This window comes from Paenibacillus sp. LPE1-1-1.1 (genome assembly GCF_040676435.1).
Taxonomy (GTDB): Bacteria; Bacillota; Bacilli; order Paenibacillales; family Paenibacillaceae; genus Pristimantibacillus.
Map to the genome: position 1 here is coordinate 129104 of NZ_JBEGHY010000045.1, position 26160 is coordinate 155263.

At 50.0% G+C, this 26160-nt stretch carries 21 protein-coding genes; 14 read left to right on the top strand and 7 right to left on the bottom strand.

What is annotated here, in order from left to right:
- Positions 1 to 143 precede the first annotated feature (143 nt).
- Positions 144 to 1286: a YfbR-like 5'-deoxynucleotidase gene (locus tag MRBLPE1_RS29530; RefSeq protein ID WP_364153016.1), complete on the bottom strand. Its 1143-nt coding sequence runs from the start codon at positions 1284 to 1286 to the stop codon at positions 144 to 146.
- A 116-nt stretch (positions 1287 to 1402) separates the two neighbouring features.
- Here MRBLPE1_RS29530 and MRBLPE1_RS29535 point away from each other — a divergent pair, with 116 nt between their 5' ends.
- The 3 genes from MRBLPE1_RS29535 to MRBLPE1_RS29545 all read left to right on the top strand — a co-directional run bounded on the left by MRBLPE1_RS29535 (position 1403) and on the right by MRBLPE1_RS29545 (position 5061).
- Positions 1403 to 2380, top strand: a complete 978-nt coding sequence (locus MRBLPE1_RS29535; RefSeq protein ID WP_364153019.1) for a bile acid:sodium symporter family protein — start codon at positions 1403 to 1405, stop codon at positions 2378 to 2380.
- A gap of 72 nt (positions 2381 to 2452) precedes the next feature.
- Positions 2453 to 4228: a two-component system histidine kinase PnpS gene (gene pnpS, locus MRBLPE1_RS29540; RefSeq protein WP_364153021.1), complete on the top strand. Its 1776-nt coding sequence runs from the start codon at positions 2453 to 2455 to the stop codon at positions 4226 to 4228.
- Positions 4229 to 4338: 110 nt separating this feature from the next.
- Positions 4339 to 5061, top strand: a complete 723-nt coding sequence (locus tag MRBLPE1_RS29545; RefSeq protein WP_364153024.1) for a response regulator transcription factor — start codon at positions 4339 to 4341, stop codon at positions 5059 to 5061.
- Between the two features lie 27 nt (positions 5062 to 5088).
- Here the strand turns inward: MRBLPE1_RS29545 and MRBLPE1_RS29550 are convergent, their stop codons facing one another.
- Positions 5089 to 5955, bottom strand: a complete 867-nt coding sequence (locus MRBLPE1_RS29550; protein WP_364153027.1) for an AraC family transcriptional regulator — start codon at positions 5953 to 5955, stop codon at positions 5089 to 5091.
- Between the two features lie 201 nt (positions 5956 to 6156).
- Here MRBLPE1_RS29550 and MRBLPE1_RS29555 point away from each other — a divergent pair, with 201 nt between their 5' ends.
- Positions 6157 to 7008 carry a lipoate--protein ligase family protein gene (locus tag MRBLPE1_RS29555; protein ID WP_364153030.1) on the top strand — a complete coding sequence of 284 codons (852 nt, stop codon included), beginning with the start codon at positions 6157 to 6159 and terminating at the stop codon, positions 7006 to 7008.
- A 10-nt stretch (positions 7009 to 7018) separates the two neighbouring features.
- On the opposite strand, the gene MRBLPE1_RS29560 is transcribed toward MRBLPE1_RS29555, so the two are convergent.
- The 5 genes from MRBLPE1_RS29560 to MRBLPE1_RS29580 all read right to left on the bottom strand — a co-directional run bounded on the left by MRBLPE1_RS29560 (position 7019) and on the right by MRBLPE1_RS29580 (position 12115).
- Positions 7019 to 7957: a phosphotransferase gene (locus MRBLPE1_RS29560; protein WP_364153032.1), complete on the bottom strand. Its 939-nt coding sequence runs from the start codon at positions 7955 to 7957 to the stop codon at positions 7019 to 7021.
- 39 nt (positions 7958 to 7996) lie between these two features.
- Entirely contained in the window at positions 7997 to 8425 is a 429-nt protein-coding gene (locus MRBLPE1_RS29565) for a threonine/serine exporter family protein (protein WP_364153620.1), read from the bottom strand.
- Positions 8426 to 8453: 28 nt separating this feature from the next.
- Positions 8454 to 9212, bottom strand: a complete 759-nt coding sequence (locus MRBLPE1_RS29570; protein ID WP_364153035.1) for a threonine/serine exporter family protein — start codon at positions 9210 to 9212, stop codon at positions 8454 to 8456.
- Positions 9213 to 9245: 33 nt separating this feature from the next.
- Entirely contained in the window at positions 9246 to 10433 is a 1188-nt protein-coding gene (locus MRBLPE1_RS29575) for a M20 family metallopeptidase (protein ID WP_364153037.1), read from the bottom strand.
- Positions 10434 to 11266: 833 nt separating this feature from the next.
- On the bottom strand, positions 11267 to 12115 hold the full coding sequence (locus MRBLPE1_RS29580) for an AraC family transcriptional regulator (protein WP_364153039.1): 849 nt from the start codon (positions 12113 to 12115) through the stop codon (positions 11267 to 11269).
- A gap of 121 nt (positions 12116 to 12236) precedes the next feature.
- Between MRBLPE1_RS29580 and MRBLPE1_RS29585 the strand changes: the two genes are divergently transcribed.
- The 10 genes from MRBLPE1_RS29585 to polA all read left to right on the top strand — a co-directional run bounded on the left by MRBLPE1_RS29585 (position 12237) and on the right by polA (position 26123).
- The gene (locus MRBLPE1_RS29585; protein WP_364153042.1) at positions 12237 to 14306 is read left to right on the top strand and encodes a beta-galactosidase; all 2070 of its coding nucleotides are present in this window, start codon (positions 12237 to 12239) and stop codon (positions 14304 to 14306) included.
- A 286-nt stretch (positions 14307 to 14592) separates the two neighbouring features.
- Complete coding sequence (locus tag MRBLPE1_RS29590) at positions 14593 to 15858, top strand: methyl-accepting chemotaxis protein (RefSeq protein ID WP_364153046.1); 1266 nt, start codon at positions 14593 to 14595, stop codon at positions 15856 to 15858.
- A 99-nt stretch (positions 15859 to 15957) separates the two neighbouring features.
- Positions 15958 to 16956, top strand: coding sequence for a PstS family phosphate ABC transporter substrate-binding protein (locus MRBLPE1_RS29595; protein WP_364153049.1), 999 nt, complete (start codon positions 15958 to 15960; stop codon positions 16954 to 16956).
- A 191-nt stretch (positions 16957 to 17147) separates the two neighbouring features.
- Positions 17148 to 18011, top strand: a complete 864-nt coding sequence (pstC, locus tag MRBLPE1_RS29600) for a phosphate ABC transporter permease subunit PstC (protein ID WP_364153623.1) — start codon at positions 17148 to 17150, stop codon at positions 18009 to 18011.
- Position 18012: 1 nt separating this feature from the next.
- A complete protein-coding gene (gene pstA / locus MRBLPE1_RS29605) occupies positions 18013 to 18888 on the top strand; it encodes a phosphate ABC transporter permease PstA (protein ID WP_364153052.1) in 876 nt (291 codons plus the stop codon).
- Between the two features lie 42 nt (positions 18889 to 18930).
- Entirely contained in the window at positions 18931 to 19686 is a 756-nt protein-coding gene (pstB, locus tag MRBLPE1_RS29610) for a phosphate ABC transporter ATP-binding protein PstB (RefSeq protein ID WP_364153055.1), read from the top strand.
- Between the two features lie 50 nt (positions 19687 to 19736).
- On the top strand, positions 19737 to 20396 hold the full coding sequence (gene phoU, locus MRBLPE1_RS29615) for a phosphate signaling complex protein PhoU (RefSeq protein ID WP_364153058.1): 660 nt from the start codon (positions 19737 to 19739) through the stop codon (positions 20394 to 20396).
- A gap of 192 nt (positions 20397 to 20588) precedes the next feature.
- Positions 20589 to 22121: a GGDEF domain-containing protein gene (locus MRBLPE1_RS29620; RefSeq protein WP_364153061.1), complete on the top strand. Its 1533-nt coding sequence runs from the start codon at positions 20589 to 20591 to the stop codon at positions 22119 to 22121.
- Complete coding sequence (locus MRBLPE1_RS29625) at positions 22122 to 23342, top strand: EAL domain-containing protein (protein WP_364153064.1); 1221 nt, start codon at positions 22122 to 22124, stop codon at positions 23340 to 23342. It begins immediately after the preceding gene.
- 102 nt (positions 23343 to 23444) lie between these two features.
- Positions 23445 to 26123 carry a DNA polymerase I gene (gene polA / locus MRBLPE1_RS29630; protein ID WP_364153067.1) on the top strand — a complete coding sequence of 893 codons (2679 nt, stop codon included), beginning with the start codon at positions 23445 to 23447 and terminating at the stop codon, positions 26121 to 26123.
- Positions 26124 to 26160: the final 37 nt, after the last annotated feature.

Genomic DNA, 26160 nt, shown 5'->3' on the forward strand with positions numbered 1-26160 from the left:
CATATGTTGCAGAAACTGCAATGCAGCTCAACGAGAGCACGCTCCACGCGCCATACACTGAAGTAACTGCACCAGAGGTGTTTTAGAAGCCTGCAGCAGAAAAGGTAACTGAAGCTGCATAGCTTTGCAGTGAGTTACCTTCGCTACTGTCCAATCAGATTAGAATAGGTGAGATCATGCAGGATATACGCAAGGAAGAAAATAACGCAGGGATTTTCAAACCGATGCTGTACCCTTACTAGCTGATTATAGTAGGTGTCCGCGTAATGGGGATTATTGCGCATCTCCAGGCTAGCTTTAATGAGGGCGTCCAGCTTATCCGCGATATCGACCATTTCTCCGACATAATCATCGGATTTGCTGTGCGCAATGAATTCGAACATCTCCGCGTGGAAAAGCTCAGGCAGCTTGTTAATCATAAGATGAGCGGTTTCCTTCTCATATTGTTCGAAAGCCAGCTTGATTTCCGGATTATTGTGTTTAAAGTTCGATACGACATCGCCGGACAGCGCCTCGGGCAGGTCATGGAGCGTGGCCTTTGCCAAAAGCGTATAAAGATCGATGCTTTTGTTGCCAAAGCGCTCGATTTCGAGCAGCCCGTTAAACAAAGCCAGCGAAGCTACGCGGAAGGAATGCGTCGCATCATTGTCGGGTACGAGGTTATAGCTGCCGTTCCATCTTTTTACGGTGTCCAGGCTGACGATGTATTGGATAAATTCATATAGGCCTGCGTGCTTATTATACTCGTCCAGCAGCCAGCGAATAGAGCGGAGCTCGGTATTTTGGAGGATTTGCTCGAGCTCCTTATGCTTGGCATGGAAGAAGGGATTCGTATCATGACGCGATTCCCGGTGGCAATAAAGATAGGCATCAAATGTATCGATCGCATCGACCAAACGGCCGATATGCGTATCATCCTGCGCATTGACGATATAATCGAATGCTTGGGCTTGAAGGGATTTGGAGAGATAGGAAACGATTTCCTTGCTGAGCTCCACTTCAAAATCCCGAATATGGTTCATGACGAGCGATTCTTTTTTGGTAACATGCTTAATAGAGCCGGTTCCGGTATTTTTAAGATCGCCCCAGAGGCATCTCCCGAGAAGCTTTAGCTTATCGAGCGGTTCATGGAATACCTTCTCCTCAATGATGCCTACCATGATAGATAATGCGGCGCATCTGAAGCTATGAGCGGAGGCGTTGTCTTCAAAACGAGGAGCATGCTCGCTCCATCTCGGTACGTATTGCATGCGGATGATCGTATTGGTGAATTTTCCATTTTTCATAAATCGGCTCCTTAGCTAATCGAAGTGCAAGAGATTCCGTTCATGTGCAGGATTGTCTATGTTATTATATAGCTTATGTATAGAAACGACTAGTTGAGGTAAATGAGGGAATGAAAATGCGTGAATTCGGTTTGGCCTTTAATCGATATTTCGAGAAATGGATGTTTATTATTATCCCTAGCTCCTTGGTACTTGGTTTTATATTTGCATCGCAGCTTCAACCCTACATCAAATCCGTTCCGTATTTATTCGCGTATGTCACGCTGACGATGGCCATTGGCTGCGGCCTGGGCCAATTGCGGGCGGTGATGAAGCGGCCGGGGATTATGGCGCTAACCTTTTTAATTGCCCATGTGCTCTCGCCTTTGGTTGCCTATGCTCTTGGCGCGCTCGCTTTTGGTGCGGATTCTCCTTATGTCGTGGGACTCGTGCTGTTTACCATAATACCGATCGGCGTCTCGACGGTGCTGTGGGTAGGGATGTCGGGCGGCAGCGTTCCGCTCATGCTGGCGATGGTGGTGCTGGATTCCGCGCTAAGCCCGTTAGTTGTGCCTGCCGGCATTCATTTGTTTTTCGATTCGGCGGTTGAGGTAAAGGCAGGCCCTATTATTATGGATTTGCTCGTCATTATCGTGCTTCCTACCATTATCGGGGTCGGGCTGAATCAGATGAGCCGCGGCCGCATTCAACATGCCGTGGCACCTTATACGTCGCCGCTCTCCAAGTTTTGTTTCGTTGCCGTTGTCTCGCTGAATGCATCGGCGATCGCGCCGCATCTGGACAAGCTAAAGCAGGATATGGCGCTGCTCGTGCCGGTTGTCATCGTGCTTGTCGGCATATGTTATGCCTTCGGTTATATCGGTACGGCTGGTCTTCGCAATTACGAGCAGCAGGTGACGGTATCGTATGCAACAGGGATGCGCAACATTTCGCTCGGTATCGTATTGGCGCTCGGTTATTTCAGTCCGCTTGCGGCTGTGCCTGTCGTATTATCGATTCTCATTCAGCAGCCGCTCGCTACGGTGCATCATTATGTTTTACAAAAACTTAACAAAAACAAGACTGGCGTAAGTACGGCGACGCATGTACGATAAACGTTGTATGTTAGGTCAGGGGTTGTATGACGTTAGCAGCCTGTGCTTGAAAAAACGTAGGGAGTGAACCGGATGAACAGCTTTCGCACCAGGCTGACGCTCATTATGATCTCGATGATCGCATTATCGGTCATTGCGGCAGGGCTATTCATGGTCAAAACATTTAAAGAAAACCATATTAATGCGCTTGAAGATAATATGGTTCGCGAGATGCAGATCATTTCGGCAAAAATGGAATGGAAGACAGGCGAGCTTCCTTTGCTTTACGGTTATTTTTCGGACGAAGCAAAAGAGCTTAAGCATTATACCGGCGCACGGGTTACTTTTATTCGAAATGACGGCGTGGTGCTTGGGGACTCGGATGGAGATCCGAAGGAAATGGATAATCATCTTGACCGCGTGGAAATAAAGGAGGCGCTCCAGTTAGGTAAGGGGAGAGCGATCCGGAAAAGCGAAACGGTCAAGCAAAATATGATGTACGTGGCGATCCCTGTGGAGGTCATGCCGAATCAAGCGCCGGATGTTATTCGTTTGGCGATGAGCCTAGAAGAGGTGGAGGCAAGCATTCGCCAATTGACGGGCCTGCTTTTTGCCGGATTGCTGGTGCTGTTCCTGATTGCCGCATTAATCAGCTATCGTCTTGCGCTTAGCTTGACGAGGCCGCTCGAGCAAATAACGAAGGTAGCCAAGCGGATCAAAAACATGGATTACCGGGCAAGGGTAAAGGTTGCGAAACAGGATGAGATCGGGGAACTCGGCAATGCTATTAATGCAATGGCAGACAGCCTGCAGGTTCAAATGACGCGTATCCAGCAAAATGAGAATCAACTCGAGAGCGTTCTCGATAATATGATAAACGGAATTGTGATGATTGATCGCAATGGAATAATCGTATTGATGAACAGGCGCGCAGAGGAAGTGCTGGGATTTTCCGCGCGCGAGCTAGTCGGACGCCATTTTGCAGAAGCGAAGCAGCAATATGAGCTGTCACAAATGATTCAAGAAGGCCTGAAGAGCAAAGAGCATTTGCGCGAGGAAATTACGTTTTATTTTCCGGAAGAGCGTCTGCTTGAGCTGAATCTGGTTCCGATTCATCCGGAAGGCAATGATTTCTCAGGCGTGCTTCTTGTCCTGCAGGATGTATCCGCTATCCGAAGATTAGAGCGTATGCGCAGCGAATTTGTCGCGAACGTCTCCCATGAGCTGAAGACTCCGATTACCGCCGTAAAGGGGTTCGCGGAGACGCTGCTTGGCGGTGCAGTGAATGATGCAGAAACGGCACGTTCTTTTTTGCAAATCATATATGATGAGAGCGACCGGCTCAACCGGCTGATCGGCGATATTTTGGAGCTGTCTAAAATCGAATCCCGCCGCGTTCCGCTTGTATTTTCACCGGTAGAAGTCGATACCTTTGCGGAGAAGTCGGTTAAGCTCATGGAATCTGAGGCATCCCGCAAAAATATTGAGCTCAGCATGACTATCGAGCCAGGCTTATATGTGGAAGCGGATGAGGATCGGCTGAGGCAAATAATCATGAATTTACTTTCGAACGGCATTAACTATACGCCTGAAGGCGGCCGTGTATCCTTAAAGATTGAGGGTCTCGGCGATGATTACATCCGCGTCCAAATCGCTGATTCGGGAATCGGCATTCCGAAAAAGGATTTACCGCGAATTTTTGAACGGTTTTACCGCGTGGACAAGGCGCGTTCGCGAAGTTCAGGCGGCACGGGGCTTGGCTTGTCCATCGTTAAGCATCTCGTTGAGCTGCACAAAGGAACGATCTCGGTTACAAGCTCGGTAGGAGTGGGAACTACGTTTACAATTGAGCTTCCGGTTCTGCAATAGAAAAAAAGATTTACCTATTCTTCATGAAACCATGATAAACTAAGATTAAACGTCTTAAATATGCGGATGCGGCGTCTTTGGGCGCTGCCATTCGCCAGGTTGGAGGTAACATGTCGCATAAAGTGCTCGTAATTGAAGATGAACCGACATTAGCAAGGCTTCTGTCGTACAATTTGACCCAAGAGGGCTATGAAACGACCGTTATCGATCATGGCGGAGAAGGCTTGCAAACCGCTTTGCAGCGTACTTTCGACTTGGTCATCCTCGACATCATGCTTCCAGGCATGAACGGCTTTGAAATTTTGAACCGTCTGCGCCAAAACGGCGTTAGAACGCCCGTCATTATTTTAACCGCCCGCAATGCGGAGGAAGAGGTTGTACAAGGACTGAAGCATGGGGCCGATGATTACATCACGAAGCCATTTGGCGTAGCTGAGCTTCTAGCGCGCGTGTCAGCTGTGCTTCGCCGGACGCAGCTTGATGACAGCAAGCCAATTGAATCAACGGAGAAGATTATTACAGCCGGTGATTTATCGATTTACCCAGAGAAATACGAGGTTATTTTGAACGGAGATACGATTCCGCTCAGACCTAAGGAATTTGAGGTTCTGCTGTATCTCGTACAGCGCCCAGGTATGGTTATTACGCGGGATGATCTGATGAATGTCGTATGGGGCTTCGATTATATCGGCGGCCAACGTACGGTAGATGTTCATGTAAGTTCTTTGCGGAAGAAGCTGGAACTTGGTCAGCAATCGGTCCAGATTGAATCTATCCGCGGCGTAGGTTATAAACTCGTAATGCCAAAAAAGCTCGTTACCCCGAAAGTGTAGGGTGGACGAGCTTTTTTGATTCCAGGGCTACTGCCGGTTCCATACGAGCATTTTACGCTGGTATTGCTTGGGCGAGCAGTCATTGTATTTTTTGAACATCTTGTAAAAATGAGCCATATTCGGCATGCCAATCCGTTCGCCTACCTCGGAAATGCTCAAATCCTTCGTCAGCAATATCCGCTCCGCCCATTTCACCTTGCGATAATTCACATATTCCGTAAAAGATAGTCCAATCGTCTTTTTGAAATATTTGACGAAGTAGTAGTAGCTCATATTGGCGATTTTGCAAACCTCTTCGACCTGGATGCGGTCCGTCAGATGATTCTCGATATAATCGAGCACCGGCTTCAGGCGGATGCGGTCGAAATTGTCCTGCTCAATAAGCACCTTCCGGCTGTCATGGCGAAGCAGCAGCAGCAATATTTGCTTAATGAGCACGCTGACCGCCAGCTCGTAGCCGGTTTCCTTACGGGTAGCTTCATTTAACATTTGCTGGATGCAGGAAGCGGTTTGCTGCTTGACGTTACTGTTTTCTTGGAAAATGTAATTCGCTTTGCTTAGCGGCATTTGGGTTTCCGAGAAATAACGCATATAAGGAATCGTGCTCTGGTCAAAAAACGGTTCCAAATCAAATTGGAGCACGATGTAATCGAGCAGGCTATGGCTGCGGTCGCGGTGCAGCTCGGAGGCTCCGATGAGCATGACATCTCCCGTCGTCAGATGAAAGCTTTCCTCATCGATATAAACGTCCAGATTGCCTTCAAGAATGAGCAGCAGCTCAAGCTGTTTATGATAATGCCAGTTTGTAAATCCATCAAGATCGCGTATCGTCTGAAAAATCCGCAGCGACAGCAATGGGTTTTCGTATGCGACTTTCTCGTTTATGACTTCCAATGTATTGCTTCCCCCTTGGCGCTGCATGACAATATCTTTATTGTATTGAAAGCGTTGGTCATTAGCAATAAGGAGGATAGATATTAAAATGTATTTTATCTATTAACGGAAGAGAAGATGCATGAATGCGCAATTACCGTTAAAATAGATTATAAAGCAAATAAGCGGAACGAAAAGCAGGAGAGGGCTGGACGACGACAAATGGGATGGGATGAGCTTAAGGATTTAGGACTTGAAAATGTATGGATATTGGACCGTCGGGATGATCTGTCCCAGGCAGATGTGCTTTATTCTTTTGCGCTGGACGAGCTGCTATGCCGGAAAACAGGGCAGGGCGGACCGTCCATTTGTCATATTTGGCGTCATCCGAAGGGCTTTGTAATGGGCTTGCGGGATAGTCGTTTGCCTAGGGCCGCTGACGCGGAACAAGCGCTTCAATCAGATGGCTGGGCGACTGCCGTCCGCAATTCGGGCGGCGCGGCGGTTCCGCTTGATACAGGGGTGATCAATCTTTCATTGATTATGCCTAAGCCAAGTGTAGAGTCTTTCCATTTCCATGATGATTTTGAACGGATGTACGGACTGATCCGCTATGCCTTGCAGGAAACGGGCTGCCAGGTCGACAAAGGAGAAATAAAGGGGGCGTACTGTCCCGGTGATTTTGATTTAAGCATTAACGGATATAAATTTTGCGGCATAGCGCAGCGCAGGCAGACGCATGCCTACATTGTGCAAGCATTCATTGTTGCAGAGGGATCCGGACAGGAGCGGGCCCGCTTTGTCCGTGAATTTTATGACCAAGCTGCAGGCGGAGCGGATACGAAGGAATATCCTTTGGTCCATGCAGACAGCACTGCCAGCTTGGAGCAGCTGACAGGACTCGGCCAGGATGCGGGGAAACGTTTCGTCGAAGCCGTGAAACGGATTATCGGGTCGCAGCAAACGGAAGCGGGCATGAGAGACGCAAAGGCAAAGTTCGAGATGCCTTCCCGCGAGCAAATAGAGGCTATGGCAGAGGTCATGCGAGCCAGGTATGCTATCCAAACGGAATAAGCTGCAAGTCTTATAGAAATTCCGCGATTTGTCGGAGGTTTGATCTTGTTTCGATATACTGCTGCTCTAATTGGTTAAGAGGCCATATCCCTTTGTTGGCGCGGATATCGCTAGCGATCAGCCTCAGCATCCATAGCGAGTATAGGGAAGCAAACAAATAATAGCCGTGCTTGAACGAGAGCGGCTCAATCCGCTTACCGTATTGCGCCGATAATTCGATGTAATGATCCAGCAGGCGCTCGCGGATGGCAGTTGTCATGTCCTTAGGGAATAACGGATGTGAAAGATCGATAACATGATACAGATCCCAATACCTAAGATTAAGGTGGGCGTGCTCCCAATCGAGCACCTTGATCTGACCGTTTACGCGGGCGTAATTGCCAAGATGCAGATCGCCATGCGAGATCACGAGCTCGTCCGCTGCAAAGCTTTCCTTCTGGAGCGTGGCAAGCAGATGCCTGCACAACGAAGAGGGGATCCCCGGCCATAGCTGTTCGGGCTCCTCGGATTGCCAGAGCTGGAGCAGCTCTGCACGGATGGCTTCAACGGTAGGCTTCGGTCCTCTAAGCGGAGCATGCTGCAAATGGCTGCTCGGCAGGGCATGCCATTTCGCCATATAGGATATAAGCCCGATTGCAGTCTTTTCCTCAAAAACATGAGTCAATTCGCCTAAATCCTCATACAAAATCCAATTCAAGCTGGGATTTGTACTTACGGAATGAGCAATGATTCGCGGATAAATAGGGGGGAAAGCAGTTAGGATATGCTCATTAACCCAGATTTCCTTGCCCAGCTGCTCGTTGTTTGTCAGCGGTTTAAAAACGAGCGATTCGGAAGCCGTCACGTAAACCCGTTCGACGCAGTTTCCGTTCATCCCCTGATACAGCAGCTCTCTCCGCCATATCTTCCCGTCATTGATCCGGCCGTCAGGCTTTATGATGGAATGCATGATGAATTCTCCTCTCCCAGCTAATCTAACCGCGTTCTTCTAACGTTCGGTTTTGCGAATGATCTGATTGATGACCTCCGAGAATACAAGTCCAATGGCGATCGCTCCCGAGATCATGAATGCCTTCACGGCGAGCTGTACCGCAATATCATAATTATCCTCAACGACATTCCTCATCGCATCGTAGGCAAGACCTCCCGGAACTAACGGGATGATTCCCGATACGCTAAATACGATAATAGGGGTTTTGTACAGCTTGGAGAACAGCTGGCTTATAACCGTGACGATAAAAGCAGCAATCAAGGTAGCCGGTATCGTATCCATATCAAGCTGCGTGCAAACCACATAGATCATCCAGCCAATCATGCCGACAGCACCGCAGTGCAGCAGCGTACGCTTCGGCACGTTGAAGATGAGCCCGAAGGCAGCTGTCGCTATGAAGCTTGTTAATAGCTGTTCAAGCATCATCAAGATGATACACCTCCAGGCAGCGATTTTAATAAAAGGACAGCACGGCGGCTATGCCGGCTCCGATAGCGAATGCGGTGAGAAAGGCCTCTGCCCCTTTTGACAGACCCGATACGAGATGGCCGGCCATTAAGTCGCGGACAGCCGCGGTAATGTGAAGGCCGGGAACCAAGGGCATGACCGACCCGATAATGATTTTATCTAAATCAAAACCAAAGCCTTGATGTACAAAAAGCACGGACAAGGTACCGATCAGCAGGGCGGTGATGAACTCGGCGAAAAACTTAATCGGCACGATCCGGTGCAGCTGAAGCAGAAATCCGAAGCCGATGCCGCCGATCAGCATGACCGGGAGGAAGTCGTTCCAGCTTCCTTGAAACATGATGAGGAAGCATCCGCTGGCGATTGCCGCTGCAACGATTTTCAGCCAGGAAGGATATTCGAAAGCATTTGTATCAATTTCTTGAAGCAAACGATGCGCGTCGCCTGCGGCAAGCTTGCCCGTGCTTATTTTTCGGGAGATATCGTTTACAAGGGATACTTTAAGCAAATTCGTTGACCGCTCGGATATCCGAATGAGCCTTGTCATCTGAGAGGAACCGTCGATAGCAAAAATAATTCCCGTCGGCGTCACGAAGCTATGCGAGTTTTCAATGCCGTAAGCCGCGGCAATACGGACCATCGTATCTTCGACCCGGTAGGTTTCGCCGCCGTTTTGCAAAATGATTTTGCCGGCCAATAAGCAAATTTGCGTGATTTCATGGCTGTTAATTATACTTCTATTCAATTTGGCGAGCCTCCTTGTCCGAGCGAAGTATCGTTAATTGCCGATTTTCGTTTGCTGCGCGAATTCTGCTCGAATTCGCGATTGTAAGGCGGGATCTGCAAAAACGTCGTATGCGGTGGCAGCCAGCATTTTAGCGCCGAATAACATCCCGTCGAGCGCATAATCGGTCATGGCGGCATCGCGGAAGGCTTCGGTGTGAAGCAGCAGGCGATCTTGAACGACCTTGACGAAGGGATGGATTGCCGGGCAGCGAACCGAAACGTTGCCAAGATCCAGGGAGCCGTGATCTTTGCCGATCTCGATTTGTTCGGGGCGAATGCCGGCTTCTATGAGATTCGCGTTAAATTGTTCGGACAGCGCTTCGTTGGTGACCAGCTCGTCATAGGAGAACTCAAACCGGTTAGTCGCCAGCGTGCAGCCGGTTTGCAGCGCGGCCCCTTCCGCACAGCGCAGCACCTTGGCGGTTAGCTCGTCCGTATAAGTGCGGGAGGCCGAGCGGATATAAAATTTGGCTGAAGCGTAGTCGGGAATGATATTTGGCGCTTTGCCGCCGTTGTCGATAATACCGTGAATACGCGCATCGCTGCGTGTCTGCTGACGAAGCGCATTGATGCTGTTAAACAGCTGGAGCACCGCGTCGAGCGCGTTTATGCCTTCATAGGGACTTGCCGCTGCATGTGCGGCCACGCCGCTGTATTCAAATTGGATAGCATCCATCGCCAGCGATTCGCCAGATTTCTCGAAGGTATGGTAAGGATGCGCCATAAGCGCAAAGTCGCAGTCATCGAATAAGCCGGCTGCTGCCATCGGTACTTTCGCGCCGCGGGTTTCTTCGGCAGGCGTGCCGTAGATGCGGATTTTACCGCCAAGTCCGCTCGCCAGCAGCGCCGCTTTGAGTCCGACGGCCGCTGCGACGCTCATGGAGCAAATGAGATGATGCCCGCAGGCATGCCCAATTTCCGGCAGCGCGTCGTATTCGCAAAGGAAGCCAACTGTTGGTCCGGGTTTAGCCGTATCGAACGAAGCGATAAAAGACGTTTCGATATCAAGGATGCCCCGTTCCACCTCGAAGCCGTATTTGGAGAGCTCGGCACATAACAGGCCGGATGCGAAAAACTCTTCGAGGCCAAGCTCCGGCCGACTGCCAACGGACCGCGAGATGTCGCGGAATAAGTCGGCGTATTGATCAATCTCTGTGAAAATAAGCTTTTTATCGGTCATATGTTATTAAACCTCCTAAAGATTCTCGAAGCATGTATATGTATGAAGAGCACTGGTATGTTCTAAAGGTAATATGATTAGAGCGCTTGTAAGAACGTATGCGTTCTTATAGAGCAACTTGGTCGGGTGCATACGGGAATTTGTAGGCTGTAAGCGCACAGGTGTGCTTATAGCAGCAAGAGTAACTAGTTTGAGCGCGTGTAAGAACGTGTGTGTTCTTACAGAGTAGCTTGGCCGTGTGTACACGCGAAATCGTGGGCTGTAAGAACACAGGTGCGCTTACAGCAGCAAGAGTAACTAGTTTGAGCGCATGTAAGAACGTATGTGTTCTTACAGAGCAGTTTGGCCGTGTGTACACGCGAAATCGTAGGCTGTAAGCGCACAGGTGTGCTTACAGAAGCAAAAGTAACTGGTTGAACGTATGTAAGAACGTATGCGTTCGTATATGGTTTTTCAGCAGTGTGCACACGTGAAATCGTAGGCTGTAAGAACACAGGTGCGCTTACAGAAGCAAGAGTAACTAGTTTGAGCACCTGTAAGAACGTATGTGTTCTTACAGAGCAGTTTGGCCGTGTGTACACGCGAAATCGTAGGCTGTAAGCGCACAGGTGTGCTTATAGCAGCAAGAGTAACTAGTTTGAGCACCTGTAAGAACGTATGCGTTCTTACAGTGCTGCTTGGCCGTGTGTACACGCGAAATCGTAGGCTGTAAGTGCACAGGTGTGCTTACAGCAGCAAGAGTAACTAGTTTGAGCGCATGTAAGAACGTATGTGTTCTTACAGAGCAGCTTGGCCGTGTGTACATGCGAAATCGTAAGCTGTAAGGCGATTCGCTAACGCATGCCATGTATTTTCTTGAATTGCTCGGGGCTGAGCCCTTCAAGCCGCCTGAAAACGGAGCTGAAGTAGCTTGGGGAGTCGAAGCCGACGCGGCGGGCGATTTCATGCATCTTTATTTCACCCTCGCGGAACATAAGCTCCTTGCTGCGATTGACGCGCTCCCGGTTGACGTATTCCATCGGCCGCAACTTCAAAGCCTTCTTAAACAGCAGGCATAAATACTGCGGCGTTACATCAATACAGCCTGCCATATCCTTTATCGTAATGAGCTCGCTGTAATGCGCTTCAATATATTGTAGGACTGGCTGCAGCTTTAAGTAGTTCTGCTCCACGGAATGCGAGCTCACAAGAATAACCTTCATCAAATCGAGCAAAAACATGTAAACCAGCTTCGAGCATTCGAGCCCGAGAAAAGCACGGCCGGATTGCGTCATTGCGTAAATGTTTTTCATATGGGTAACAATCATATCATGATCGGCAGTCGAATAGACACCGGATTGCGTTATTCCAGCCTGCTTGAACAGCTTGTCGGATAAATCTCCGCGAAAGCTCATCCAAATCACATCCCACGGCTCTTGGATCGAAAAATATTGATGCTGCTCGTTTGGGAATAAGCAGAACCCTTGACCTGCGCGCACCGTTATTTTTTGATCGCCGACATGCAGCTCGCCGGAGCCGTCAATGACCTGCAGCCATTGAAAATGAGGATACCCGTTCGGACGGTCGATCGGCTCCTGATTGCTCCAATGCCCGATGCTTGTAAGATAGACGGGCAGCGTCGTGTCCGTTTCGGTCAAAATCGGAAAAACCATCGTATCGATAATCGCAGCCTCCAGTTTCATATTTTTAAAGTAATGCGAAAATACTATTATTTTGTTACTCATTTTAACGAGTTATAATATGAATATCATTATAGTATATCCAATAATGGCTGCAATCAAGATAAAACTGGAGGTCGCTGAGATGAGTTTGAAATTTCCGCCGATTAGTTCGAAAATCCCGCAAATGCTGCATGGTGCAGATTATAATCCCGATCAATGGCAGAAATACCCCGAGGTGCTGGAGGAAGACATCCGGCTCATGAAGCTTGCGCACTGCAACGTGATGTCGGTAGGTATTTTTGCCTGGATGGCCATAGAGCCGGAGGAAGGCGTATTTACGTTTGATTGGCTGGATACGCTGCTTGATAAGTTTGCAGCAAACGGCATCTATGCGCTGCTAGCAACCCCAAGCGGGGCGCGTCCGGTATGGATGTCTCAAAAATATCCTGAGGTGCTTCGCGTAGCGCCGAACGGCATCCGCAATTTGCATGGCGCACGCCATAACCACTGCTTCAGCTCGCCTGTTTACCGCGAGAAAGTAACCATTATGAACACGAAGCTGGCTGAGCGTTATTCCGATCATCCTGCCGTCATTGGCTGGCATATTTCGAATGAATACGGCGGCGAATGCCACTGCTCGTATTGCGAGGAAGCTTTCCGCGGCTGGCTGCAAAATAAATACGGTTCCCTCGAAGCGCTTAACGATGCTTGGTGGACGACATTCTGGAGCCATACGTATACGGATTGGAGCCAAGTTGAGTCTCCGACGGAGCGCGGCGAGAAAGCCGTTCATGGTCAAAATGTGGACTGGAGAAGATTCGTCACGGATCAGACGGTTGATTTCTGCCGTAACGAGATCGAACCGCTGCGCGCTGCAAACAGCGAGCTGCCGATTACGACAAATTTCATGCTTGATTTTGAGCCGCTTAACTATTGGAAGTTCACGGATCTTCTCGACATGATTTCATGGGATGCTTACCCGACATGGCATGACAACGGCGGAGACGACAGCGAGCAGGCGGCTTGGATCGGCTTTAACCATGATGTATTCCGTTCCTTGGGCGGCGGTAAGCCGTTTATGCTGATGGAGAGCACGCCGAGCATGACGAACTGGCAGCCGATCAGCAAAGTGAAGCGACCAGGCATGCATATGCTGTCCTCGCTTCAAGCCGTCGCGCATGGTTCGGACACCGTTCAATATTTCCAGTGGCGCAAGAGCAGAGGCTCAAGCGAGAAGCTTCACGGCGCGGTAGTCGATCATGTTGGTCATGAGAATACCCGTGTATTCCGTGATGTTGCCGAGCTGGGCGAGACGCTTGAGAAGCTGACTGAAGTTGTCGGCACGACGGTGAAGCCGGAGGTTGCGCTCATTTACGATTGGGAGAACCGCTGGGCGGTGAAGGATTCGCAAGGTCCTCGCAACGGCGGCCTGCATTATGAGGAAACGGCGAAGCGCCATTACCGTCCTTTCTGGGATCTAGGCGTACCCGTGGACATTATCGATTCCGAATGCTCGTTCGAATCCTATAAAGTGCTGGTTGCGCCAATGCTTTATATGGTTCGTCCCGGCGTTGGCGAGCGCATCGAGCGCTTTGTTGAAAATGGCGGGACCTTCGTTGCCACTTACTGGACAGGTATCGTCGACGAGAATGATCTATGCTTCCTGACGGGTTTCCCGGGACCGCTGCGGAAGACACTGGGCATTTGGTCCGAGGAAATCGACTCGCTTCATGATCATGATTCCAACCGCGTCGTCCTGAAGGACGGCAATGCGCTTGGCCTAAGCGGCGAGTACACGGCGCGTGAATTATGCGATCTGATCCATCTGGAGGGTGCAGAGGCGCTTGCCGTATACGGCGAAGACTTCTACGCCGGACGTCCGGCGTTGACGGTTAACCGTCTGGGAGCAGGCAAGGCTTACTATATCGCTTCCCGCAACGAGGCAGCATTTACAAATGATCTGCTGGCGCGTATTGTCGAGCAAGAGGGCATCAAGCGCGTGCTGGATACGGAGCTTCCGCAAGGCGTAACCGCGCAGCTTCGTACGGATGGTGAAAACGATTATGTATTCGTGTCTAATTTTAGCGCGAATGAAGCTGCCGTTGCGCTGGACGGACGGACCTATACCGATTTGTTAACGGGGGCCGCGGCGGGCGAGAGCGTTGCTTTGGGCGCTTACAGCTGCCGGATTTTGAAAAGGGCTTCGGAATAAGCGTAACGATAATTAAAAAGCTGTGTGTAACGTACAAGTTCCCGTACGCTGCGCACAGCTTTTTTTTGCGTCTATACGTCTGAATAAGTTTTCACACTCGCTCCGAAGCGCTGATATTGATTTGTAGTCATAAAGACATGTCTTCAGCATGTTCAGAAAATCCATTTTACAACATATCAAAAAAAAATTGTCGAATTTAACATTCCGAAAACATTTCTGCTTATTCCTGTTGATGCTTCCGACCTATAGTGGGTGAATAAGGAAATAGAAGGAAGGGTGATGAGGAGTGACAGCGACTGTACTAGATCAACTAAAACCATCGGTGAACGAAAAAAATGAGAGTATTAATCCGAAAGCACCACTTAACGGAAACGATCAACGGCAGGTTAGAGAAGAAAAGCCGTCTGCGGGACAAGCCAGTGCCCACAAGGCTCGGCGGCCCGAAGAAAAGTCTTTGAAGGAATCTAAGCCAGCCGTATCCGAGTCTGCAGCCTTGAGGCATTATTTACGTCAAGCGCCGACAATCGGGGCAGATCGGACATGCCGGGAGACGATAGCGGTATTCAAAAAGCACCCGGATAGCGAATGTATCATTGTGACTGACGAGCATGGGGCTCCTATCGGATTAATGATGCGAAATCGTTTCTTCTTGAAGCTAGGACATCGTTTTAGCGCCGATTTGTACGATGATAAGCCGATTGCCAAGCTGATGGATGCAGAACCATTGCTGGTGGATCATGAGGATGAGCCCCAGCAGTTGATCGACAGCGCCTTAAGCCGTCATGACAGCGTCCTTTACGACTGCGTCATCGTCACGGAGAACAACCGGTTAGCAGGCGTTTTGACCGTGTCCGATATGCTTAAGCTGTCCAGCAAGCTGCGGCAGGAAGCAGTAGCTGCCCAAATGAACACCATCCTCTCGGCAGAGATCCGCGTGAAGGAAATTGAACAAGCTGTCAGCAGCGTTCGCGTGTCTACGGAGCAGGGCGAGTCCTTGTCGGTGGAGATGGTTGATTTAACGCTTACGGGCAAAAACGAGCTGGATAAGGTCACGAAAGCATTTGAGGCGATTGCGGTAAATTCGCAGCTGCAAGAAAAACGCATGAACGAGCTGCAGACGGAAGCGGGCTCCATCAGCAAAGTGTCCTTGTTAATCAAAGAGCTTGCGGAGCAAAGCAATTTGCTTGCGCTTAATGCTTCTATAGAAGCAGCGCGCGCAGGGGAGCATGGGCTCGGCTTTGCGGTGGTAGCCGGCGAAGTGATGAAGCTCGCTGGCCAAACGAAAAAATTCGCCAATGAAATCACAACTTTAACAAGAACCATCGTAGAAGCTATTTCGCATACGGCGACCTTGGCGCAAACCGGCCGTACGGAGACGGTTGCGAGCGAGGCCCATGTCAATGAGGCAGTAGAAGCATTTAACCGTTTGTTCCGGGCAGCTGCGGATAATCGAAACAGCGCCCAGCTGATCGGCTCTTTGACGGAGCAAGCGCATCAGCAATCCGTACATGTAGCCGGCGAAATGGAAAAATTGCAGCAATCGTATTTTTAACATGGAGTTTACAAAAACAGAATACGAGGTTTACAAACGGCTAGTAGTATAAGAGGCACAGGGGCTGACCCTAAGAGAAAAATAAGAGGAGTGGTAGTGTTGTTGAAGAAAAAGGGCTTTAAGGGGATCTTGATGTTGTCGATGGTGGTGCTGCTCGCATTTGCGGCTGCATGCGGTAATAATACAAACGGCGGAAATACAGGTTCAGAAAATACAGGCACTTCGAACAACGCAACAAACGCTCCAACAGAAGAAGCGGTTAAATTGTCAGGCGAAATTAAAATCGACGGTTCAAGCACGGTTTTCCCATTAACGGAAGCTGCGGCTGAAGAATTCAACAAAGAGCATCCGGATGTACGCGTTCCAGTCGGCGTATCCGGCACAGGCGGCGGCTTCAAGCAATTTTGCGCAGGCGAGATCGCAATCGCAGATGCTTCCCGTCCAATCAAAGAAGAAGAAGCAACGGCTTGTAAGGATGCAGGCATCGAGTACACTGAGCTTTCGGTAGCCTTTGACGGTTTGTCGGTTGTTGTTAGCAAAGACAATGATTTCATCGACCACTTGACGGTTGAAGAGTTGAACAAAATTTTCCTAACAGGCAGCACGGTTGCAACTTGGAAAGATGTTCGCGATACTTTCCCTGCTGAACCAATCGTAATGTTCTCGCCAGGCGCTGATTCCGGCACTTATGACTATTTCAATGAAGCTATTCTAGATAAAGCAGGCATTCGCAATGATAAAGCAATCAGCTTCTCCGAAGATGACAATGCTCTCGTTCAAGGCGTATCCGGCAGCAAATACGGTATCGGCTACTTCGGCTTTGCTTACTATGAAGAAAACCAAGACAAATTGAAAGTTGTTCCGATTGACGGCGGCAGCGGTGCAATCACACCGTCTTATGACACGATCAAAGACGGAAGCTACGCTCCATTGTCCCGTCCGCTTTACATCTATGCAAACAATAAAGAGCTAGAGCGTCCAGAAGTAAAAGAATTTGTGAAATACTACATCAACAACATTGGAACATTTGCTGGCGAAGTTGGTTATGTTGCCCTTCCAGATGAGCAGTACGCTACTGAAGCAGCAAAAGTCCAATAATCAGTAAATAGGCTGAGTGAAAAAAATGTGGTGTCTCGAGGGACATCACATTTTTCTCGGCACATATGTAAACGAATTGTAAAGGCAAGAAGGAGGACGCTGCAATGTCAAAGCAAGGGCTGCAAACGGTCGATAAGGCTCAAACATTAAGCAAAGAAATCTATGATTTCAAAAATAAACGCGTAAGCATCATGAATACAGTGATGCCGATCCTATTGTTTCTGTGCGCATCCGTTTCCGTACTTACAACGATAGGAATCGTCGTCACACTCATCTCAGAAACCTATCAGTTTTTTCAGAAAGTACCTATTTTTGATTTCTTGTTTGGGACCAAGTGGTCACCGTTAATCGCGCCAAAAAGCTTCGGCGTTCTTCCGCTCTTGTCCGGCACGCTTATGATTACGTTTATCGCCTGTTTAGTTGCTATTCCGCTTGGACTTGCGAGTGCCATTTATTTGTCGGAATACGCGCCGAAACGGGTTCGCAAAATCGTAAAGCCTATTCTAGAGGTGCTTGCAGGTGTGCCGACAATCGTATACGGCTATTTCGCGCTAAGCTTAGTAACGCCTCTTATCCAAAGCATATTCAACAGCGCCGGTATTTTTAACGCGCTAAGCGCAGGTATCGTAGTCGGTATTATGATCATTCCGATGGTGAGCTCGTTAAGCGAGGATGCGATGTCAGCGGTTCCGCGCAGCCTGCGTGACGGTGCATATGCCCTGGGAGCTACAAGGTTCGAAGTTGCCTTGAAAATCGTCGTGCCTGCCGCTTTTTCAGGTATCGTGGCTTCAGCGGTTCTCGCTTTCTCGCGTGCGATCGGCGAGACGATGATCGTTACGGTAGCAGCGGGTTCCACGCCTAATATGACTGCTAATCCGCTCGATAGTATCCAGACCATGACCGCTTATATCGTTCAGGTCAGCCTTGGGGATACGCCGCACGGAACGGTTGAGTACGGATCGATCTTTGCGGTCGGCATGACGCTGTTCGTCATTACGTTCCTGCTCAATATTCTTGCCCAATATATCGCAAGAAAATTCAGAGAGGAGTACTAAGATGAACATATTCCAAGATGCGAACCGCAAGCAAATCGCGGGTCGGCGGAAAACGGACTGGTTGCTCCATTTGCTGTTCGTCGTAGCCACCTCCATCGGCGTGCTCGCGTTATGCGCGCTAATCATAGACATTTTAATCGACGGCATTTCGCGGCTTCAGCCTGATTTATTCACGAACTTTCCATCACGCAAAGCCGATGGCTCTGGCATGAAGTCCGCGCTTGTCGGCACGATCTATATGCTGCTAATTATGGCGCCAATCTCATTTATTTTCGGTGTCGGAGCGGCCATTTATCTCGAAGAATATGCGAAGAAGGGCCGGCTCACCCGGATGATTCAGCTTAATATCAGTACGCTTGCTGGGGTTCCGTCCATCGTGTACGGCATTTTGGGTTTGACCTTGTTTGTCCGTTTGCTTGCGCTTGACCGCAGTCTCATTGCCGGCGCGCTCACGATGACGCTGCTCGTGCTTCCTATTATTATCGTTTCGGCGCAGGAAGCGATTCGCGCCGTTCCGAAATCACGCCGCGATGCTTCGTTTGCGCTTGGCGCGACGAAATGGCAAACCGTTTCCCGTTCGGTCATGCCTTCCGCACTGCCGGGCGTTCTGACTGGCGTTATTCTTGCCATGTCGCGGGCAATTGGCGAGACGGCTCCGCTTGTCATGATCGGGGCATTGACGTATGTCGCATTTTTGCCGAATGGAATCAAGGATTCGTTTACGGTTATTCCGATTCAAGTGTACAACTGGTTGTCTAAGCCCCAGCTTGAGTTTAAGGAGCTTGCGGCCAGCGGTATTATCGTTTTGCTAGCGCTGCTGCTGCTGATGAATTTCTCAGCCATCTTGCTTCGCAACAAATATCAGAAGAACGTTTAATATGTTGCTGGCATAAGCATACCATTTTAGGAGGAAAACGATATGGAAGCACTTATTAATATTAACAAGCTGAATTTGTTTTACGGCGCTTTCCACGCTTTGAAGGACGTAACGCTGACGATTCCGGAGAAAGCGATCACGGCTTTCATCGGGCCTTCCGGCTGCGGCAAATCAACGCTGCTTCGTACGTTGAACCGCATGAATGACATGATTCCGGGCACTCGCATCGAGGGCGGCATCGCCATCGGCGGAACCGAGATTTATTCCAATGAAGTGGACGTAGAGACCCTTCGCAAAAAGGTAGGCATGGTGTTCCAGCAGCCAAACCCGTTCCCGAAATCGATTTATGATAATGTCGCATACGGTCCCCGCTTGCATGGGATTACAAGCAAACGGGAGCTTGACGAGATCGTAGAAACGAGCTTGAAATCCGCTGTGCTCTGGGATGAAGTAAAGGATCATTTGAAACGTTCGGCCTTCGGTCTATCCGGCGGACAGCAGCAGCGTTTGTGCATTGCCCGCGCGCTTGCCGTGAATCCGAATATTTTGCTCATGGATGAAGCGACCTCTGCCCTTGATCCGATTTCCACGCTCAAAATTGAAGAACTTGCCCAAGAGCTGAAGGATAAATATACGATCGTGATGGTTACTCACAACATGCATCAGGCTGCCCGCGTATCGAACCAAACCGTGTTTTTCTTAAACGGGGAAGTCGTTGAATACTCGGAAACAGAGAAGCTGTTCTCGAATCCAACGGATCAACGCACGGAAGATTACATTAGCGGTCGCTTCGGCTAAGCCGGGGTCAGCCATAGAAATAACATAATAGTAGGAGGAATGCCGTTGTGATGGCCACGCGTAAAGAATTTGATTTGGGACTTGAGCATCTTCATAACCTGTTGATCGAAATGGGTACATTTGTGGAACAGGCGCTGGTAGAATCGATGGAGGCATTAAAGACCATTGATGTAGCCCGTGCCAAAACGGTCATCGAGAAGGATCCTAAGTTAAATCAAATGGAAGAGAAAATCACGGAAATCGGCTCGAAGCTTATTGCCACGCAGCAGCCGGTAGCCAAGGATTTGCGCCGGATATTGTCCGCATTCAAGATCGCCAGCGATTTGGAGCGGATGGGCGATCTTGCTGTAGACATCGCTAAAGTTGTACTTCGCCTAGAAGGACAGACGCTCATTAAACCGTTGATCGATCTGCCGCGCATGGCAGAAATCGTTCAATTGATGACATATGAATCCATTCAATCCTTTATTCAAGAAAACGTGGATTTGGCGTACAAAATGGCGAAGGACGACGATCAAGTCGACGCCCTTTACGGACAAATTACACGCGAGCTCTATTCGCTTATGATGGAAAATCCCCGCAACATCACGCAATCGTCATTGCTAAGCTTTGTCGGACGTTATTTGGAGCGGTTCGGCGACCATGCAACAAACATTGGCGAAAGCGTCGTTTATCTCGTTACCGGCAGCAGACCGGATTTGAACGTATAATATGACGTAAAAGATACGCTAAACCGTCGAAGCCAAAGCGCTTGGGCGGTTTTTTTTGTACAAAGGACAAAAGAACTAAAAAATGTCGAATTTTACCGAAATTTAATCATTTGATGCATCTCCATTCACAATTGACTGCTAAAGTTAGAAAAAAGGAACAGAAATAGAAGCAAATCGATCGAGGGGAAAGTCATGAATGGAGTCGGGGTTGGTTTTTTCAATCGAGATATGCTCCGCAGCATCAAAGAGCGCTGGCATGAGGGCGGCATCGGTGTGATATATGTCCGTTTCCGGCTGGGAAATGCCTTGTCAGAAGCTGCATTGCAGCTTTGGGAGAGCAGAGAGCAAAGACTCTTTTGGCGTCAGCGGCTAGAATGGGACTACTTTTTTTTGTTTGACCGGCAGCACAAGGATGAGCCGATCGACAAGGTCATTGAAAAAGCCTTGGAGCGGTTGTACGTCAGTTTACGGAAAAGCTGGGCAGCTGGAGGGAAGGAGAACGCAGAAGAATGCGAGATGGAAGTCAGCATGGGGATATCTACTGCATATCCGCCCGCGACCGGACGTTCCTCGGAATCGGTCGTATACCGGATGATGCTGGATGCGATGGAGCTGAGCGCCTATCATCATCCGCTTGACAGGGAGCATAAGGAATCCGGCGCGAATAGCCGATTGGATAAGGCGGGCTTCGGTCAGCTTGCGGCAGCAAGCCAGACTTCGCACCTTCATGATATAGCAGGGCTTCACGGCAGATCCGTTAGAATTGGTACGCTCGCTGTTCCGTTTCCGATATTTCCTGCCCGGGCGAAAGTATCGGAGGTCGCTTACTTATTTGATACGAATGCAAAGGCGCAGGGTGTTGTGATTGTCGACCAAGGAAGACCGATCGGAATTCTAATGAAGGAGAAGCTGCATCAGATGCTTGCCGGGCAATTCGGGCAGCCGCTTTATTGGAATAAGCCGGTCGTGCGAATCATGAACGATCAGCCGCTCATCGTGGATGAACAGCTGACTGTCGAGCATGTATCGCAGCTGGCAATGGCGCGGGATTTTTCGCAGCTTTACGATGTGGTTCTCATTACGAAGGATGGGCAGATGGCGGGAGCGGCTTCGATTAGATCCATACTGGAATGCATGACGATGCTCCGGACAGAGGCAGCGCGCACGGCTAATCCGCTTACGGGGCTGCCGGGGAACGAGGAAATCCAGCTTGAGCTGCGGCGTCGAATCGCTCAAGCGGAACCGTTTGCGGTCATCTATGCGGATCTCGATTATTTTAAATGGTATAACGATTGTTTTGGCTTCGGCATGGGTGATAATCTGATTCGCTACCTGGGCGAATTGCTGCGCGGAGAGCTTGATCAACTTGGCGGCAGCGCTGATTTTATCGGGCATATCGGCGGGGATGATTTTATCGCGGTGACGAAGGCGTCCATTGCGGAGAGCTTATGCAAAGCATTGATCGCGCATTTCGATCACGGCATTAAAGCGTTTTACGGCGGTGCCGAGATCAGTACGGTCGAGGATCGACACGGCAACCTTATTGAACACGAGGGCGTAACGCTCTCCTTATCGCTGATGCTGTGGGATGGGGAAGTGCCGCTAACGACAGAGGAGATCCCTAGATTGGCCGCTAAGCTGAAAAAGCAGGCGAAGGCCCTGAAAGGCAGCGTTTGTGTCATCGATCAAATATCAGGAATGCACCATGGAGAGGAACGAAAGTAATTGAGACATCTTAGGGAGATATGGCGGCTAAAAAGCGGAAAAAACGCAAGCGCAGACCATCTTGGTATTATATATTTGTCCTGGCAGCTTCCGACTGGCAGTCAGAGAAGCCGTGATTCCTCCTTGCAGGAGCAATGGCGCTATTTTGCGGAGCGCGAGATAGAAGCAGCATTCGGCAGTTCCTTGCTTTATGAGGGGTTGCAATGGATGAAGGAGGATTTATTCATTCATTTGCGAATGCCGGCAGGAAGCCAGCGGCTGCTTGAGGGCTGGCTGCTTGAGCTTGCCCATAAGCATACCACGGAGTGGGAGCGGCGTTTTGTTGAAGGACTAAGCAGCGAGGAGCAGCTTTACTTAGAGAGAAAGCTGCATGCGGGGGTAGCCGTTTCTTCGAATGATTCGCATGCTGCAGACGGTTTGGTTTGGTATGAGGTGATGAAAACGGCGATTTTGCACGGTCAATCGGCAGGGGCCATGGAGCGCAGCTTGAAGCGGCGGGAAATCGACCGCGTGATTGGCGAGCGGCTGATCAAGCCCGTATACCAGCCTATCGTCTCGCTGCAGCGCGAGGGGGAGGTATTTGGCTACGAGGCGCTGACACGAACGGAGGATATGACTTGGTTCGGGGGCCCGCTGGAGCTGTTTCTTTTTGCCGAACAGCAAGGATTGACCTACTCGCTGGACCGCTTGGCTCGGGAGAAGGCAATCGACGGCTGCATCCCGCTCAAGCCAAACCAGAAGCTGTTCATAAACGTAATGGCGCAAATTATGGAAGACCCAAGCTTCTCGCCGGGACAAACGCTGACCCTGCTGGAGCAGCATCACTTGTCACCGCATCATGTCGTCTTCGAGATTACGGAACGGAGCGCCATTGCGGATTTCGGCACGGTAAAAAAAGCGCTTGAGCATTATCGCAGCCAAGGCTACCAGATCGCAATCGATGACGTTGGGGCAGGTTACTCCTCCCTGCAGTCCGTCGTGGAGCTGCGTCCCGACTATTTGAAGGTGGACCGTTCCATCATTCAGAACATTCATCTCGATGAGATGAAGGAACATATTTTGTATACATTGATCCAGCTTGCGGCCAAAATGGATATTTCGATTATCGCCGAAGGCATTGAACTCGAAGAGGAACTCGCGAAGGTGCGGGAAATGGGCGTAGCGTATGCGCAAGGGTATTTGCTGGGCAGACCTAAAGCTTTTGATTCGCAAAGGCAATAAATGACCGTAATGGGCTTTCCTAACGCAGCGATGCTTGGGACAAGCCCATTTTGTGGTATACTGGGAGGTATGAATGCTACATAAAGAAGGTGTTGATTCCATATGGAAAAATGGATGCTCATTGATGGAAATAGTATAATTTACCGCGCGTTCTTCGCGATTCCGCCGCTGACGAATTCGTCCGGCAGCCATACGAACGCGGTATTTGGTTTTACGACGATGCTTCTTAAGCTGCTTGAGCAAGAAAAGCCGACACATGTGCTGGTTGCTTTTGATGCCGGCAAAATTACGTTCCGGCATGAAGGTTATGCGGATTACAAAGGCGGAAGGCAAAAGACGCCGCCTGAGCTGTCCGAGCAATTTCCGGTGCTTAAGGAGCTGCTGAACGCCTTCAATATTTCCCAATTCGAGCTGTCAGGCTATGAAGCGGATGATATTATCGGAACGCTTACGAAAGCGGCTGACGAACAGGGCGTCGAGACGTTTGTCGTTACCGGAGACAAAGATATGCTGCAGCTGGCATCCGATAAGGTAACCATAGCGGTTACGCGCAAAGGCGTCAGCGAGGTGGATCTGTACACGCCTGAAGCGATTCAAGAGAAATACGGCCTTGTTCCGATGCAAATTATCGATCTAAAGGGTCTAATGGGCGATGTGTCCGACAATATCCCAGGCGTGCCCGGCGTCGGCGAGAAGACGGCGCTTAAGCTGCTGCACGAGCATGGATCGGTTGAAAGCGTGCTGGACAATTTGGACAAGCTCAAAGGCAAGCTCAAGGAAAATATCGAGAATCACAAGGAAGACGCCGCCATGAGCAAGAAGCTGGCGACTATTTTCCGTGAGGTTCCCATTGAGAAGAGCATGGACGAGATTCGCTATGCGGGCTATGACGGTTCGAAGCTTGCCGAAGCGTTCCGCAAGCTTGAATTCAAATCATTGATCGAACGGCTTCAGCTCGGCGCGGAAGCCGGGGATATGGAAGAGGAAGCGCAGGCGGCGGCAGCTGATTTGAATATCCAAGTTATCGAGTCTGATCATGACGCGGAGAAACTGGCTAAGCTGGTCGAGCTGCTTGGGAAATCGGACAAAAACGGCCTATATATCGAAGCCATAGGCGAGAATCCGCATCACGCGGTACTGATTGGCCTCGCTGTTGCCACGGAGGAAGCGGTGTTTGCCCTTCCGTTCCAGGTGCTTAAGCAGCCTTTCGCTGCGAAGCTCCGGGATTGGCTGGAGCAAGCGGATAAGCCGAAATACGGCTTTGACCTGCATAAGGTTGAGCTTGCGCTTAAGTGGAGCGGAATTAACTTCGAGGGTTCGGCATTCGACGTTCAGCTCGCTGCCTACTTGCTTGATCCAACTGAAGCGAGCCAAACGCTGAGCGGCATCAACGAGAAGCAAGGGCTGTCTATGCTGCCGCCGGATGAAGCTGTATACGGGAAGGGCGCGAAGTTCAAAGTGCCAGATTCGGATACGTTGTACCGGCATTTGTCATTGAAGGCAGAAGCGGTTCGGAAGCTGGTGCCGCTGTTAACCGAAGAGCTAAGCAATACGGGGATGAGCAAGCTTTATTTTGACATGGAGCACCCATTGTCACGTATCCTCGCCGGTATGGAGTTTCAGGGCATTAAGGTGAAATCCGAGGAGCTGGAGGCGCTTGGGCGCAATCTGGAGGGACAGCTTACGACCATTATTAGCAATGTGTACAAGCTCGCCGGCATGGAATTCAATATTGGTTCTCCAAAGCAGCTTGGCGAGGTTTTGTTCGAGAAGCTTGGATTGCCCGCCAAGAAAAAGACGAAAACAGGCTATTCAACGGATGCAGAGGTGCTCGAGGAGCTCGCTCCTTATCATGACATTATCCCGCTAATCCTGCATTACCGCCAGCTCTCCAAGCTGCAGTCCACTTATGTGGAAGGGCTGCTGAAGGAGGTACGCAAGGAAACGGGCAAAATCCATACCTATTACCGCCAGACGATTGCAGCTACGGGTCGTCTAAGCAGTCAGTTCCCGAACCTGCAGAATATTCCGATCCGCTTGGAAGAAGGCCGCCAAATCCGCAAGGCATTCGTTCCGTCTGAGCCCGGCTGGTCTATTGTCGCAGCCGACTATTCGCAGATAGAGCTTCGGGTGCTTGCGCATATCGCCGACGATACGAATATGAAGGAAGCTTTTATCAAGGACATGGACATTCATACAAAAACCGCGATGGACGTATTCGGGGTACCGGCTGATCAAGTCGATTCCAATATGCGCCGCTCGGCTAAGGCGGTCAACTTCGGGATCGTATATGGAATCAGCGATTTCGGACTTTCACAGAATCTGGGCATTACACGTAAAGAGGCTGGGAAATTCATCGAGGATTATAAAGAAGTATTCAAAGGCGTCCGTCAATATATGAGCGACATCGTCCTGCAAGCCAAGCGTGACGGCTATGTGGCGACGCTCCTGGAGCGGAGACGCTATTTGAATGACATCAACGCTTCGAACTTCAATCTGCGTTCCTTCGCGGAGAGGACAGCAATGAATACGCCGATCCAGGGCACGGCTGCCGACATTATTAAATTGGCGATGGTGCACATGGATGCTACGCTGCGCGAGCGCAAGCTGAAGAGCCGCATGCTCCTTCAGGTACACGATGAGCTCGTATTCGAGGTGCCTGAAGATGAACTTGAGCTGATGAAGACGCTTGTGCCGGAGGTTATGGCAGGAGCGCTCCAGCTCGATGTTCCGCTTAAAGCAGATATGAGCTACGGTGACAATTGGTATGAAGCAAAGTAGCCCATTGGCGCGCAGTTTCGGGTATAATGGTTGTTGA

Coding starts and splice junctions, on each gene's coding strand:
- MRBLPE1_RS29530 (WP_364153016.1), bottom strand. CDS start 1,286: ATGAAAAATGGAAAATTCACCAATACGATCATCCGCATGCAATACGTA.
- MRBLPE1_RS29535 (WP_364153019.1), top strand. CDS start 1,403: ATGCGTGAATTCGGTTTGGCCTTTAATCGATATTTCGAGAAATGGATG.
- pnpS (WP_364153021.1), top strand. CDS start 2,453: ATGAACAGCTTTCGCACCAGGCTGACGCTCATTATGATCTCGATGATC.
- MRBLPE1_RS29545 (WP_364153024.1), top strand. CDS start 4,339: ATGTCGCATAAAGTGCTCGTAATTGAAGATGAACCGACATTAGCAAGG.
- MRBLPE1_RS29555 (WP_364153030.1), top strand. CDS start 6,157: ATGGGATGGGATGAGCTTAAGGATTTAGGACTTGAAAATGTATGGATA.
- MRBLPE1_RS29560 (WP_364153032.1), bottom strand. CDS start 7,957: ATGCATTCCATCATAAAGCCTGACGGCCGGATCAATGACGGGAAGATA.
- MRBLPE1_RS29565 (WP_364153620.1), bottom strand. CDS start 8,425: ATGATGCTTGAACAGCTATTAACAAGCTTCATAGCGACAGCTGCCTTC.
- MRBLPE1_RS29575 (WP_364153037.1), bottom strand. CDS start 10,433: ATGACCGATAAAAAGCTTATTTTCACAGAGATTGATCAATACGCCGAC.
- MRBLPE1_RS29580 (WP_364153039.1), bottom strand. CDS start 12,115: ATGAAACTGGAGGCTGCGATTATCGATACGATGGTTTTTCCGATTTTG.
- MRBLPE1_RS29585 (WP_364153042.1), top strand. CDS start 12,237: ATGAGTTTGAAATTTCCGCCGATTAGTTCGAAAATCCCGCAAATGCTG.
- pstC (WP_364153623.1), top strand. CDS start 17,148: ATGAATACAGTGATGCCGATCCTATTGTTTCTGTGCGCATCCGTTTCC.
- pstA (WP_364153052.1), top strand. CDS start 18,013: ATGAACATATTCCAAGATGCGAACCGCAAGCAAATCGCGGGTCGGCGG.
- pstB (WP_364153055.1), top strand. CDS start 18,931: ATGGAAGCACTTATTAATATTAACAAGCTGAATTTGTTTTACGGCGCT.
- phoU (WP_364153058.1), top strand. CDS start 19,737: ATGGCCACGCGTAAAGAATTTGATTTGGGACTTGAGCATCTTCATAAC.
- MRBLPE1_RS29620 (WP_364153061.1), top strand. CDS start 20,589: ATGAATGGAGTCGGGGTTGGTTTTTTCAATCGAGATATGCTCCGCAGC.
- polA (WP_364153067.1), top strand. CDS start 23,445: ATGGAAAAATGGATGCTCATTGATGGAAATAGTATAATTTACCGCGCG.